At 40.7% G+C, this 13292-nt stretch carries 12 protein-coding genes; 3 read left to right on the top strand and 9 right to left on the bottom strand.

What is annotated here, in order from left to right; genetic code table 11:
* Positions 1–75 precede the first annotated feature (75 nt).
* Positions 76–699, bottom strand: coding sequence for a guanylate kinase (gmk, locus tag L7A31_RS18920; RefSeq protein ID WP_237363307.1), 624 nt, complete (start codon positions 697–699; stop codon positions 76–78).
* A 251-nt stretch (positions 700–950) separates the two neighbouring features.
* Here gmk and L7A31_RS18915 point away from each other — a divergent pair, with 251 nt between their 5' ends.
* Positions 951–2873 carry an MHYT domain-containing protein gene (locus tag L7A31_RS18915; protein ID WP_237363306.1) on the top strand — a complete coding sequence of 641 codons (1923 nt, stop codon included), beginning with the start codon at positions 951–953 and terminating at the stop codon, positions 2871–2873.
* 2108 nt (positions 2874–4981) lie between these two features.
* On the opposite strand, the gene L7A31_RS18910 is transcribed toward L7A31_RS18915, so the two are convergent.
* Complete coding sequence (locus L7A31_RS18910) at positions 4982–5752, bottom strand: HAD-IIB family hydrolase (protein ID WP_005365718.1); 771 nt, start codon at positions 5750–5752, stop codon at positions 4982–4984.
* A gap of 146 nt (positions 5753–5898) precedes the next feature.
* Between L7A31_RS18910 and L7A31_RS18905 the strand changes: the two genes are divergently transcribed.
* Positions 5899–6723 carry a helix-turn-helix transcriptional regulator gene (locus tag L7A31_RS18905; protein ID WP_237363305.1) on the top strand — a complete coding sequence of 275 codons (825 nt, stop codon included), beginning with the start codon at positions 5899–5901 and terminating at the stop codon, positions 6721–6723.
* 274 nt (positions 6724–6997) lie between these two features.
* On the opposite strand, the gene L7A31_RS18900 is transcribed toward L7A31_RS18905, so the two are convergent.
* The 7 genes from L7A31_RS18900 to L7A31_RS18870 all read right to left on the bottom strand — a co-directional run bounded on the left by L7A31_RS18900 (position 6998) and on the right by L7A31_RS18870 (position 12399).
* Positions 6998–7405: a hypothetical protein gene (locus tag L7A31_RS18900; RefSeq protein WP_237363304.1), complete on the bottom strand. Its 408-nt coding sequence runs from the start codon at positions 7403–7405 to the stop codon at positions 6998–7000.
* A 591-nt stretch (positions 7406–7996) separates the two neighbouring features.
* Positions 7997–8602, bottom strand: a complete 606-nt coding sequence (locus tag L7A31_RS18895) for a YagK/YfjJ domain-containing protein (protein WP_237363303.1) — start codon at positions 8600–8602, stop codon at positions 7997–7999.
* A 148-nt stretch (positions 8603–8750) separates the two neighbouring features.
* Positions 8751–8978, bottom strand: coding sequence for a helix-turn-helix transcriptional regulator (locus L7A31_RS18890; RefSeq protein ID WP_237363302.1), 228 nt, complete (start codon positions 8976–8978; stop codon positions 8751–8753).
* A 5-nt stretch (positions 8979–8983) separates the two neighbouring features.
* Positions 8984–9178 carry a helix-turn-helix transcriptional regulator gene (locus L7A31_RS18885; RefSeq protein WP_237363301.1) on the bottom strand — a complete coding sequence of 65 codons (195 nt, stop codon included), beginning with the start codon at positions 9176–9178 and terminating at the stop codon, positions 8984–8986.
* A gap of 78 nt (positions 9179–9256) precedes the next feature.
* Positions 9257–10078: a DUF6387 family protein gene (locus L7A31_RS18880; RefSeq protein ID WP_237363300.1), complete on the bottom strand. Its 822-nt coding sequence runs from the start codon at positions 10076–10078 to the stop codon at positions 9257–9259.
* A 19-nt stretch (positions 10079–10097) separates the two neighbouring features.
* Positions 10098–11321, bottom strand: coding sequence for a tyrosine-type recombinase/integrase (locus L7A31_RS18875; RefSeq protein WP_237363299.1), 1224 nt, complete (start codon positions 11319–11321; stop codon positions 10098–10100).
* Positions 11322–11529: 208 nt separating this feature from the next.
* Positions 11530–12399, bottom strand: a complete 870-nt coding sequence (locus L7A31_RS18870) for a YicC/YloC family endoribonuclease (RefSeq protein WP_237363298.1) — start codon at positions 12397–12399, stop codon at positions 11530–11532.
* Between the two features lie 172 nt (positions 12400–12571).
* Between L7A31_RS18870 and rph the strand changes: the two genes are divergently transcribed.
* Positions 12572–13288, top strand: a complete 717-nt coding sequence (gene rph / locus L7A31_RS18865; RefSeq protein ID WP_237363297.1) for a ribonuclease PH — start codon at positions 12572–12574, stop codon at positions 13286–13288.
* Positions 13289–13292: the final 4 nt, after the last annotated feature.

The following is a 13292-nucleotide window of genomic DNA, read 5'->3' as shown; positions in this document are numbered from 1 at the left end:
TAAATTTTTGAATGACGAGAAAGTATACAGTCTTAGCAAGATATATTCTATACCCAAACAAGTTGAGTAAGCTGTTTATTCAGACAGCAACGCTTTAAGCATACCGTTATATTTAGCAGCTTGTTTATCTTGCTTCAATCTTTCTGCGCGAATTATTGCTTTAAAGTCCATTAAAGCGGCATCAAAATCATCGTTGACGATAACATAATCATATTCGTCATAGTGTGAGATTTCTGCTTTTGCTTCTGCCATGCGTTTTGCAATCACAGCATCGCTATCTTGTCCGCGAGCATTTAGCCTGCGCTCTAGCTCACCATTTGACGGCGGCAATATAAACACGCTGCGTGCCAATGGCATCTTTTCACGTATTTGACGAGCGCCTTGCCAATCGATATCTAAGAAAACATCGATACCTTTTTCTAGGTTTTCTTCAATCCAAACACGTGATGTGCCGTAGTAGTTACCAAACACTTCGGCATATTCTAGGAACTCATCTTTTTCGATCAGCTCTTCGAAGTGCTCTTTTTGTACAAAATGATAGTGAACACCATCTTGTTCGCCTGGACGCATGCCTCGAGTAGTGTGAGACACAGAAACTTTCATTGCGTAAGTCGGATTAGTTTCTAACATTGCGGCAATCAAACTAGATTTACCAGCTCCGCTAGGTGCCGAAACGATATAAAGAGTACCTTTGCCCATAGGTGTCATACCACGCTTGTTGGATTTTATGTTTCTGAGAACGATTGACTCAGTATTAAAGATAGCACTGACTCAAATTGGATTACCAAATCAGGCCAGAAAAATGGACGCGAAGCGTAGCATGTTTTGCGTGCATTCTACAAGTGAGGAGTGTGTTCTTCGAGTGGTGGTCATCTTGTCGGAAAGTTTCTAGGGAGCCTATACTCAAAATTAACGCTATTTATAGCTCAATGTTTCAACGGACTTAATACATGACTTCTCACGAGCATTTTCAACTGGTAGTAAATACTCACAATGCCATTGAGGGAAATTATGAGCCTACGATTGTTCTTATTTCTTTTCTTATCGCTGTGATTGCTGGCTTTTGTGCATTAAGTGTTAACCATTTTATTGTTTCCCAGAAAGCGGGTTCTACGATACATCTCAAAGTGATTGGTGGGGTGATTTTGGGCTTTGGCGTTTGGAGTATGCACTTTGCAGCAATGAGCGCTTTTACGTTGCCTGTAAAGGTGTACTACGATGTGCTTATTACCGTTATATCTGTACTTCCAGCGATATTAGCGTCCATCATTGTTTTGCATTATTTAAGTTTGCCCAATATTACCAAGAAGCAAGTGGTGGGTGTTGCTCTGGTGCTAACGCTTGGTATTTCACTGATGCATATGGTGGGTATGACGGCCATGTCGATGAAGGCCTCCATGGTGTACGACTTGCGTATCCTGACTATCTCGGTAGTAATATCTTGGCTGATGTCTGCAAGTATGTTGTTAGTCATTACTGGGCTAAGTGCGAAAAAGCTAAATGAGGTGCAAAGGACAATACTTGGCGCTTTTTTCTTTGGTTTTTCAGTAGCGAGTATGCACTACCTTGCAATGGCTGCAAGCTACTTCTTTTCTGATGACTTAGTGGTTGTATCCGGAGTTGCGAACAAAGTGATTGAGCGAGCTGTTGTTGGCAGCATTATCATTTTGATGCTTTTGCTTTTAGTTATTACCCACTACAAAAACAAGATTCGATTGTTGGAGTTGGATTCATTAAAAGAGTACAAACGGACCTTAGATATAATAAATAACATGAGGGATGGATTCGTTTTCTTTAATGATAGTGGCGAGATGTTGCTAATCAATAAACAATTTAATGACGAGTTCGGCCACCAAAAAGAGTTATTTAAGGACGGTAACTTTAGTATCTTTGACATGTATGAGGATATTATCTCAACGAAGTTTCGCTTTTCTGGAATGAAAGAAAAACAAGAAGTGCTAAGGAAAATACTTGATACCGAAGATGCTGAAGATTATATCCAAATTCAGTCTCATGATGACAAGTGGTGGATGCTAAGAAAGAATAAAACCAACATCAACGGAGTGATACATACATGGTCTGATATTACCCACGATATGAACCAGAAAAAAGATCTACTAGAGGCGCAAAAAATGTCTTCTTTGGCTGGGTTGGTAACTGGAGTTGCTCATGAAATTAATACCCCTATTGGAGTGAGCACTACGGCCGTGACATATCTAAAAGATCGAGTGAGTCAAATGACTTCAAGCATCCATTCTGGAGACATCTCTAAGGAAGACTTAATTGAGTTGATGTTGGATATGGAGCAGTCAGCAGAGTTGCTGCAAGTAAACCTGAAGAGGGCATCTGATCTAGTAAGTGGCTTTAAGCAGGTTTCTGTTATGGAAACCAAAGAGGAAGATGCTGGCTGTAAATTTAACCTTTATGAGAACTTGACCCAATCTCTTAACGCTCTCAAAGAGCAAATAGATGGTGCTCAATGTCAAATCAGTATTGACTGTGACAAAGGGCTCACCTTCTTTGGTACACCTAATAGCTTCTCCCAAATATACACAAACTTAGCTTTGAACTCTCTTAATCATGCTTTCAATGACTGGAGTGGCGATCGAACTATCAGCATATCCATAAAGAGAAAGGCTAGCCGTTTGTATATTAAGTATGAAGATTCAGGCTGCGGGATGGATAGCGAGATGAAAGAGCAAATATTTGAACCATTTGTAACCAGTAAACGCGGTCACCGAGAGCACCATGGCTTAGGAGCTCACGTGGTCTTCAATATTGTCGTTCAACTATTAAAAGGGAAAATATCATGCCACTCTGTGCTGGGGCATGGCGTAACGTTTGATATATCCATACCTTACGTAGAAAGTTGAGTTAGTGTTGGATAGATAACATGTTACTCAAACAGAACGGCCGAAATAAAAGCCCCATTTTATAGGGGCTTATAATGAAAGCTGATTCATGCCAAAACTGGCAGAAACATCATTCTATGTTCTGGATCTGAAAAAACAGTAAACAAATAAAATGCAATTAAAATAAAAGCTTACACTGATTTTTTGTCTTGGTTTTAGATTGTGTCATCACCTGTGTCATCAATTGGCAATATGCAGAGGTGAAAAAGCTGGTGGTCGCTGGTGGGTGTTTCTACATTCCTAACGCTAAATGGGCTAATAGAAGATTCCCAAATAGATTCCGGCGATAATAGCGAGAAAGGTTGAGATATAAGTTAAGCCTACTGCATGCTCTTCGACGTACTCAATTAGCCTATACATACCCTTTCCTTTTGATGAAGAAGTAAAGTTGAGGAGCTACCAGCGTACGGGGCGATTTCTCACAGGGTGAGTCCGAATCCCGGTTTCGGTCTAAGTTGCTCCTCAGACTACTAGGTATACAACTAAGTTCTTATTTGGTCAATCGCTAAATAGTTAAAAGAATATCTAGCAGTAGAGTGTAATTCTGCTTTGTGAATAAGTTCGAAAACCTTGCCTCTACTGTCTACTGGTTCTTATGGTGCGATAGGCCAGATAACCGAAAATCGAAATAAACACTTTTCGCCTGTGTCGCTCAGGTTCTCGTTACAACCCTAACTCTTGCGTGAGATTGCTCATCAATTTGAATGTTAGCTCGATATCGAATTAGTCTAACTAGTTCTTCATAGTTTTCTGTCTGATAGTGAACTGTGAAGAGTTTCCTTCTGTTTTTATCCAGTAGGTAAAAGCACTTCTGAAATGACGGAGCGTGCCGTGAGCTGCATATTTCGTCCCAGTATACGAGATTGCCCTCTTTGGTTAGGTGGCTACCCCAAATTCCATCATCATCAATTGTAACGTTGCAAGTGGGTAGCTTTTTAAGAGATCTATAAATGACAGCGGCCATACCAATCATCATTAAACCAACGGTCAATCCAATACGAACATTCTGTTGATGCTCTTGAAGTGAGCTTGATGGGATGAAAACCTGTGTAAAACCAAGTACAGAAAAGAGAGAAAAAACGACAATGCTAAAGATTAAAACTCCCTTTGAGCCCTTGCTTATTGAGAAATTCATAGGTTGGTGATGCTGCATAGTTAAATCAAAGCCAATTGTAAAAAACTCAGCGTATAGTAAATGGCAACAATTGTCGGGGTAAAGGCTTTCTAAGTTATGGAGCTGCCTTTGAAAGTGGTGTATGAGCTCTACATGTCAAACAGTAAGCTTATGTTCATTATTGATACAAATCTGTTTAGTAACTTTTTAATAACTTGAATCGAGTCAATCTCGAAAGTTTGACTTACTACGGTGCCTATCTGTATCTTCAACAAAGGTGACGGATGTTATTATTCTGGCTGTGCAAACTGCTTGGCAGTATGTCATTCTCGACTTTCATCACCGACTGGAAGTTTAGCTCTGTACGGCAGGATTCGGGCTTTTTGCACAAGATTCCGCCCTGAGCACAAGCTGAGCTTTCAGTCACCTCACTCCCTACAAAACCCAACCTAAATTATTGCTCATTGAAGTGCTCTACCAATCATTACTGCTATGTAATAGGTCAGCGCAGAACTAAGCAGTACATACTAGCCAAGATCACAGTAATGAAGTGTGTTCATTATTAAATTTTTGGACAAAACTTTGTTAGATAGCCAGCCCTATTCAGGCTAGTTGATATTAGGAAAAGTATTGGTAACTTCTTCACAAAGTACCTTTAAGGTAAAAAAGACCGCCACTGTGGGCGGTCATTTAACAATAAAGTTATATCCCTTAAAAGCATCATTAAAGAGGTCAAAGAAGTGGTATCTACTTCATATGGTCAGAATTAACGAAATTATATATTCGTAAAATACCTAAGTTTAATAATGCACATCTGAATTAGCCATCACATGAACTAGCTAATTTGTTGGACAAAACTTCGTTAGAGTCGTTAACCTATTTGATGGTAATACTCATTAGATATTATGGGAGAAGTGAAGGCGCCCAACTGATTGCCCGACTCCCCTAAACTACTTTAGTGATTATAATTCGTTTTTTTTATAATATCTGCCACTACATCTAAAACGCGATCAAATGAACAGCGGTAACTTGCTTTATCATAAGAGCCTGTCTCTCCAACAAAAATTGATATTTTCGAGTTATCTAACATGTCAAAGTCATTGTAGTCGTTACCTATTGCCAAAGTGTTCTCGAATTCGACGCCGAGTTTATCAAGGGCTTCTGCCTTGTTCGTTTTGATGGGTGTTAAGTCAAAAAAATTGTCATGAGTATGGGAATGAAGACTACATTTCAAATTATTAGACAAAATAAACTTTTCTATATCTTTTTTTACTTGTGAGCAGAGAATTAAGAGCTTAGTAACGCCATGCCTAATGATGTCTTCCTCAGATACTCTAAAATCTGATAGTGATTCAATATAACTCTGGAAATCATGTTTCTTTTGTGAGAATGAATATTTCCATTCACTATCAATAACATAGGGAGTGGACTTGGTTTTTAAAAGGGCTAGTATAGGCCCTATTTCTTCATAGGGAAATTGATTTGAAAAAATCATATCGCCATTTTTCCATGCTTGCCCACCATTACAACCGATAAATGTAGCACCTCTTAATTCTTCAGGTATCAACGGTAACATATCTCTAATCGGTCTGGCTGAAGCAAAAAACAAATTACAACCCGATGTAAGCCTCACTATATCTTTAGCCTTTTGACTACCTAACGGTTTGCCGTGTTCAATTATGGTTCCGTCCAAGTCGAAAACAATATTTAGATTCCCATTACCCATGCTAGTTACCTTAATAAATTAAAAATATGTACGAGAGTTAAAATGTAAAAATTTGGTTATTCATTTTGTTACCTCGTCCTTAACTTTAACGACTACCCATGGTATTTTTGGCGGTTTGAGCTCACCTTGGAGAGGTTTTAGTCCAAATGGCGAATATCAAGTTAACTCGCTTTTCACCGAACCGTTCGATACGAGTTCATCATTTAAAAAATAGTTTTCCAATGTTTGAGTTCCATGCTCATGACAGTTATGAATTAATAATGTTAACTAATTGTAATGGTATGCGTTATATCGGTGATTCAGTATCTAGAACAAAGGAAAATGAGCTAATTCTCATTCCACCATATGTGCGGCATACTTGGGATTGTGAAAGTAAGGCTCAAGATATCGTAGTAGTGTTATTTGGAAATGAGCTGCTCGACACTGCCATCCCTGAGTTTCAACCTGTTATACATTGGCTGAAGGCTATTAATCAGGTAGTTACTTTAACACTCGATACAAAATGTAAAGAATCTCTATACAAAACACCGATGTTAGAGATGAAGCAGTCAAATTCAGTCGAACAAGTAACCAAAGTAGTTAGTATTCTTGATTCCCTACGCACCAGTTGTGATAAAAATGAGCCGCATATAACAGCCATTCAACAAGCCTGGCTACCTAGACTTATAGAGTATATAAGTGCTGATGAAATTCGTTCTTTTACTGATTGTGCCTCGAAATTTAATATGAGTGAGTCATCTTTGAAAAGGTTGTTAAAGAAAGAATTAGATACTAACTTTACCGAGTTATATCGGTATATCAGGATTAAGAAAGCTCAGAGGTTATTGGCGAGAACATCCATTCCGATTTCGATTATCGCGGAGCAAAGTAATTTCAATTCCGTTCGCTCATTTAATGAAGCGTTTAAAGCATATAGCTCAGTAACACCTAAGCAGTTTAGAATTGAGCATCAATGGCGTTTAAACGGGTAGCTGCCTACTTTCTGTTTATCGCATACACTTTCTGTTTCGACCACTTCTATAGATTTCGTGAAATGGAAACGGACCAATTCTCTACATTAGTAAATATAAGGAGAATTGATATATTAACATGCCGTTTGAGTTAAGACTCTAACACGGAAAGGGGCAATATCGTGCTAGGTGCCTTATAAAATTTTTAGTCAAATCGATCCAGATTATTCACTTAAAGTTCTATCGACTCTCCTTCAGGTTGAAACATGACGGGGAGGAGACGAATTTCTACAAGCTACTTATCGCTCTTAAGCTCATTCTTTCTTCGAAACCAAAACACGTAAGTCATTACCATCAGGAAAATATACGAATAAATAATGGTAAATAAACCGCCAGGCTCAATGCTGGGAGCTAGCTTTCCATCAGGATATTCGGTAAGAGTTAAAGTTGAAGAGGTTAATGGTTCGAACGTAATTGGCACGTAAGACTCAGTGGTTTCAGTCTTACTATCATCTCCATAATTATTTGGGATAGTTGTCGTGGAGTGAGAGCTGGTAAAAAATGCTATGTCGTGCGGATATTTGTTGATCTCAGCTTGAATCGGAGGCCATGGAAAAAAGGCATGATATATAGGCGCGACTATCGCTATAACCCACGCGAAAGGAATGGCGATTTTGATTAGCTTCGGATATTTTTTGAACATCAGTTATCTTACTAGATCAGTTTTAATCTTATGGTGAGGGAATTCTAAGAACTATGAACTTCCAGTTGATAGTGGTCGCATTGTCCCACATAGCATGCCGATGTCCAGTATTCCCCTTCATCTAAGTAGGCTTCTCCAATGGTTTTAGACACCAACTTATGTAGGTAGTATTTACCAATACGATTCGAATTACTTCAGACACTTTTTACAATAGACAGTGAAGTAGTCAGATAAATTTTATATAGGTGAATTTACTTGAGATAAATTTATCAAATTCAAAAGCTAAGAAGGTTAGGGGCAAAAGTGTTTTAGCTTTCATGGCTCAGTTGAAGAACCCAATCCAAGTGCGAACTAACCAATATATTCAACCACCAGCCAAGCAAGCACTTATCCAGCAAATAGTATCGAGTATGCGCACTTAAGGTTCCCCTTTCTGTGCAGTTTGATAGTCACTTAACGGGCTTTTGCGCAGATCACTCCTGTGCCTTTTGTTGTTGTATCGGCTGAGATTTTGGCCTTCTTGGTATTCAGTGCTTGCTCAAAGTTGAAATGTTTTGTTAAACAGTGCGATCGAAAGGCGATCGAATGCAGCTAGCTCTGTTTGTAGCGCAGTTGACTGACGCCAAAGCGCTTAATTCCAGCCTGAATTTGGTCTTTAGATTGATGTTTAGCAGCATAGCTTAACCTCATTCTGGCACTACGAAGCAAGGCATCTTTTCCTGAACGGTAAAGTAGGAACACTCTATTCTTGGGTTTGTACACAAAGCCTCCTTCGCTAACCTGCTTCCATACTTCTTCACTAAAACCATCGACCGTATAGCTCTTGTTGCACTTATGTCCGTTTAGAATAAATGCAATGTGATAGTGCTGCTGAGTATCAGGTGTGCTTTGTTCTCTAGCCCATATATATGCCATGTATTTTGTAGCGAAGTGCTTTTTCAATTTCCTAGTCATTATTTTGAAGTACTTAGAGAGTGCTGCATTATCATTGCTGTACTGCGACTGGTGAAGTTGAGTGAGTACAATGGTGACTTTAGAGTAGTAGCTGAACAGTTTATCTATTTGTTCAAAGGTAGCCTTAAGGATTTTTGTGCAAACACCTTTCTCAGAATATAGGATGGGTTGCTCTTCGCCTTTGTAATGGTAGTAGGCTACATTTCGACGTGTTGGATGCAAAGTGACAGAGCTTGTAAACATTATTTATATCCTGCGAAAAAATGAACCAGAACTCATGCCAAACCACCATGAGTTCTGGCCGCATTAAGGTTCTGGTGTGGTGTCAGTTAGTGAGTTTGCATTGCAATAGTGAACAAATGTGGTCACGGCAAAGTAAAAAGAAAGGGAGCTAAGCTCCCTTTGAATTGGTAATGTTTTGAAACCAGTCATCGAGTGTGGCGCGCAGCCAACCCCGAGTATAGCCTTGTGGTGTCCTTAACGGTGTAGGTAGCTGGTGGCGCTTAATCATTCGATAAATAGTCGCCTCGCTAACACCTAGGGCTTTCGCCAGTTGAGTTTTTGTTACGATCTTGACTCTTTGTCGAGTCATCTCCCTGCAAAAATCAAAGTGTTTCATAACCGCTACGCTCTTTCTTGCTGTTCGATCCAATCTAGAAGCTCTGAAAGCTTCCATGCGACTGAGCGGTCTCCCAGCTTGAGCCGCTTAGGAAATAGGCCTTTCTGTTCTAGTTTCCATGCTTGAGAGCGAGAGATAGTGGTAATGCGTTCGCGATCTTTTTCTTTTACTAAACGTTCGTTACTGATTGGAATGTTCATAGTTTCCGTTGCTTTGAGTTGTGTAAGTCAATGTGGAAACTATAAATTCAGCTCGCAGCGGGTATAAGGTACAAATTATTAAATTAATTTGTACCTTGACAACATGAATTCTCCCACCAGCGAGTTTTGCAGTGATTTGTCAGCATGAATATTGACCATTATGTCCCGAATCCAATCTTCATTGAGCAACTTGCATGAGTAGAAGCGGAGGTTCCATTGTCTTACCTCTTCCGGCAACACCTCGCTGCTAACATGGCGTGAAAGTGGATGGTGACTCAAAGCTGTAGCAATATGGCCGAATTTCTTAGGATGTTCGTTTAGTTTCCCTTCAACAATGTTGTACAAACAGATATCTAAATACGATAGTGCCTTGTATTTTATGATGCTTTTTAGTGCGCTACGGCAAGGGTTAGAGCGAGGTTCTGCTGGTTCAGGAATATCGAGCCTCTGCCTAGCTTGTTTAATCAAATGGGATAGGTCACGAAGAATGGCATCATCGGTTGCCGAGCTCAATGGAAGATACGCTACGAGGCCCCGTTCATCATTGGGTAAACGAACGATGTAGTCTTTCTGTATAGGTGTATGCTCTTGTGAGTTCGAGCTTGCTAAGCCTACCATTCCTGCTTTAGTGATGAGTTCAGCATATTCACTTTTCATTGAGTTGGCTGATGCAGGGCGGCTGTGATTAACATTGCTTAGGTCGATATCGTTGTGACTGAGTGAGTGCCAACGAATATCGTTTTCTATGTGTCCACTGTTGCGAAGAGCATGATCAAGTAAGTCTAGTCGGATATCAATTTGCTCAAGTAGTTTAGCAACTGTCCAGCTTTCGACCTGCGAGTAGTCATTGTGTATATACCAGTCAGTAAGTCTTTCTAATGCAATACAAGTAGTATTCAAGATTGGCCTTCTTGTTGTTCTATGGAAGTAGGGGTTCAACTAAGTCAGACAGTTTTTGCAATGCCGATTTTCTGTCTTCGTAATAATTGTGGCGGTCATAGATACCTATTAAACCTTGAATCTTATGGTTGAGGCATCTTTCCGCAATCTGTTCGTTGATACCGATCTCTGCTAGTAAACTTCGGCAGGTTCTTCGTAAATCGTGCACAGTAAAAGGCTCGATATCAGGTAAAAAATTAGGGTAGGGCTTTTTCTTACTGTCTACCTTCATTCCAAATATCTTTGCGAGCGCATGGTTGAGTGTATCGTCTGAAATATATCCTCTTCGCTTGCTTGCCCTTCTTGCTGGAAATACGTAAGCAGAGCCAGCCGAGCGTACGCATAACTCTTCGAGCCAGCTAATGACTAACTTGGTTAGTGGAATGACGATCGTTTCAGTCGGTGCGTCTTTTCGCTTTTTGTTGGTGATGCAGTGCCAGGTTTGGTTTTCTAAATCGAATTGCTCCCATTTTGCGGAGATCAGTTCGCCTTTTCGGCAGCCCAAACAGAGGAGTAAGCAGCAAGCAAGATAATTATCTCGTGTGAAAATATGACTCTGCTGATTGAGAATAGTAAAAGCATAGTGAATTTCGTGCTTTTGTAAGGCCCGGCTTCTGCTGTGCTCAGTGCCACCAGCGTCTTTTGGGGTGAAGGCTTGAGCTGGGTTGTAGCTTGTCAGGTTGAGCTTTATAGCGTGATTAAACATTTGCTTGGCATATTGCAGAGTTTTGTTTGCAGCACTTTGCCTTCCTGAAGATACAACAGTGTCAATAATGAGCCGTATATGCTGAGGTGTTACTTCAGATACGGCCATAACGCCAATATGCCTTTTCATCTCTTTACGATAGTAACGAGCAGGTATATCAGGGTGTTTAAAGTTCTTGATGAGATAGCTTTGATACCAGTCTTCGAAAAGCTGATTTACGGTTCTAATCGACTTTAGTTCAGCGGCTTTGCGTTTCGACTTTGGGTCGATGTTAAGTTTGACCTCTTCTCTGATTTGGAGAGCTGCCATTTTTGCTTCGCTAATCGACATGCTTGGATAAGCATTGGGTAGTGCAATTTGGCTTCGCTTTCCTCCAATCGAGTATTTTACAACCCAAGATGGTTTACCGCGGGCAATGCGTAAATATAGGCCGTCATCAACACACTTCATGGTGTTATTTCCAGCACGTATCAAAGCATCAATTTGTTTGTTGTTCATCTTAAGCCCGAATCCTTTGCATCATAACGAGAGAAAATCTGTGTCATCATTTCGTTCGCTTTTTGATGACACAGCCATTTGTGTCATCACCTGTGTCATCACTTAGTATGATACAATGGGAAACGGAATAAAACAGAGAGAATCAAAAAAGCCCCATTTTATAGGGGCTTATAATGAAATCCGATTCATGCCAAAACTGGCAAAAACATCATTCTATGTTCTGGATCTGCTCACGCATTTGTTCAATCAAAACTTTTAGCTCAACACCTGATGCAGTCACGTCAGTGCTGATTGATTTCGAAGCCAAGGTGTTGGACTCGCGGTTAAACTCTTGCATCATGAAGTCTAGTCTTCGGCCAACAGCGCCACCTTTTTTCAAAATATTGGTGGTTTCTTTTACGTGCGAATCTAGGCGGTCGAGTTCTTCAGCCACATCTGATTTTTGCGCTAGGATGATGAGCTCTTGTTCTACTCTAGAGCTATCAAGTTCGATTTTTGCCTCTTCAAACTTGGTCAGTAGACGTTCACGTTGCCATTTGATGATTTCTGGCATTCTGGCGCGCACTTTCACCACTTCTTCGCTGATTGCGGTGAGCCTTTGTTCGATAAGCGACTTCATGTTATCGCCTTCACGGCCACGAGCTTCGATAAACTCACCCAAAGCCTCATCAAATGCAGCAAGTAGCTCTTGCTTAATTGCATCCATGTCTTGCTCTGGTGTTTCCATCACACCAGGCCATTGCATGACTTGAAATGGGTTGATACGGATTTCTTCACCGCCAGTAAGCTGCGTGACTTGATGAGCAGCATAGAGAACCTGCTTAGCCATAGTTTCATTGATAGTGAGCTCGCCTTGCGCCGCTGGGTTAGCTTCAAAACGGAGGTTGCACTCTACTTTTCCGCGAGCAAGGCGCTTTCGAAAACGGTCTCGAAGAACAGGTTCTAGGCTGCGCAGGTGCTCAGGCATTCTAAAGTAAGTTTCTAGATAACGCTGATTGACCGAACGAATTTCCCATACGGCTGAACCCCAGTCATTCTTGACTTCTTTGCGTGCGTAGGCCGTCATGCTGTAGATCATTGATTTGTCCTTGCTTACGGAATAAAGAAAATGATGGTCGCTATAGTAGCATATATCGTTCAGAAATTATCTTCCGTTTGCCGTACAGTGTCAGCCTATGAAGCTGAGTGGAATTCCTATATAATGCTGCACCAATTCTGTCGGTCACTTCTTAGCCATAAGGAAAAGTTTTATGCGTCCAAATGATCGCGCCGCGGACCAAGTTCGCCCTATTAAAATTACTCGTAATTACACTGCTTATGCTGAAGGTTCAGTTTTGGTTGAGTTTGGCAATACCAAAGTGTTATGTAATGCAACCGTGGAAGAAAATGTTCCACGTTGGCTTAAAGGCCAAGGTAAAGGCTGGGTGACAGCAGAATACGGCATGTTGCCACGCGCAACTCATTCGCGTACTCGCCGAGAAGCGGCTAGCGGTAAGCAAGGTGGTCGTACAATGGAAATCCAACGTCTGATTGCTCGTAGCTTACGTGCAGTGGTTGATTTGCCAGCTATGGGTGAAATCATGATTACGGTTGACTGTGACGTTATTCAGGCTGACGGTGGTACACGTACTGCATCAATTTCTGGTGCAAGTGTTGCAATGGCAGATGCTTTTGATTCATTGGTTGAAAGTGGCAAGCTGAAAAGCAACCCAATGAAAGGTCATGTTGCAGCAGTGTCTGTAGGTATTCTTGGTGAAGATATCCTATGTGACCTTGAGTACGTTGAAGATTCAGCGGCTGATACAGACATGAATGTTGTTATGACTGAAGATGGAAACATGATTGAAGTCCAAGGTACTGCTGAAGGAGCACCTTTCAGTCAAGAGCAACTTATGGCATTACTTGAGTCGGCGAAGGTAGGCATTGCCAATATTGTCGAAGCGCAAAAGTTATCGCGTTCAAATTAATTAT

The sequence above is a fragment of the Vibrio marisflavi CECT 7928 genome, from assembly GCF_921294215.1.
In the GTDB taxonomy this organism is placed as follows: Bacteria; Pseudomonadota; Gammaproteobacteria; order Enterobacterales; family Vibrionaceae; genus Vibrio; species Vibrio marisflavi.
The sequence above is the reverse complement of the archived record's forward strand: the minus strand, read 5'-3'. Positions and strand labels throughout refer to the sequence as shown.

What these genes read in the sequence shown, in the direction of transcription:
- gmk (WP_237363307.1), bottom strand. Translation starts at nt 699, where the DNA reads ATGGGCAAAGGTACTCTTTATATCGTTTCGGCACCTAGCGGAGCTGGT.
- L7A31_RS18915 (WP_237363306.1), top strand. Translation starts at nt 951, where the DNA reads ATGACTTCTCACGAGCATTTTCAACTGGTAGTAAATACTCACAATGCC.
- L7A31_RS18910 (WP_005365718.1), bottom strand. Translation starts at nt 5,752, where the DNA reads ATGGGTAATGGGAATCTAAATATTGTTTTCGACTTGGACGGAACCATA.
- L7A31_RS18905 (WP_237363305.1), top strand. Translation starts at nt 5,899, where the DNA reads ATGGCGAATATCAAGTTAACTCGCTTTTCACCGAACCGTTCGATACGA.
- L7A31_RS18900 (WP_237363304.1), bottom strand. Translation starts at nt 7,405, where the DNA reads ATGTTCAAAAAATATCCGAAGCTAATCAAAATCGCCATTCCTTTCGCG.
- L7A31_RS18895 (WP_237363303.1), bottom strand. Translation starts at nt 8,602, where the DNA reads ATGTTTACAAGCTCTGTCACTTTGCATCCAACACGTCGAAATGTAGCC.
- L7A31_RS18890 (WP_237363302.1), bottom strand. Translation starts at nt 8,978, where the DNA reads ATGAAACACTTTGATTTTTGCAGGGAGATGACTCGACAAAGAGTCAAG.
- L7A31_RS18885 (WP_237363301.1), bottom strand. Translation starts at nt 9,178, where the DNA reads ATGAACATTCCAATCAGTAACGAACGTTTAGTAAAAGAAAAAGATCGC.
- L7A31_RS18875 (WP_237363299.1), bottom strand. Translation starts at nt 11,321, where the DNA reads ATGAACAACAAACAAATTGATGCTTTGATACGTGCTGGAAATAACACC.
- L7A31_RS18870 (WP_237363298.1), bottom strand. Translation starts at nt 12,399, where the DNA reads ATGATCTACAGCATGACGGCCTACGCACGCAAAGAAGTCAAGAATGAC.
- rph (WP_237363297.1), top strand. Translation starts at nt 12,572, where the DNA reads ATGCGTCCAAATGATCGCGCCGCGGACCAAGTTCGCCCTATTAAAATT.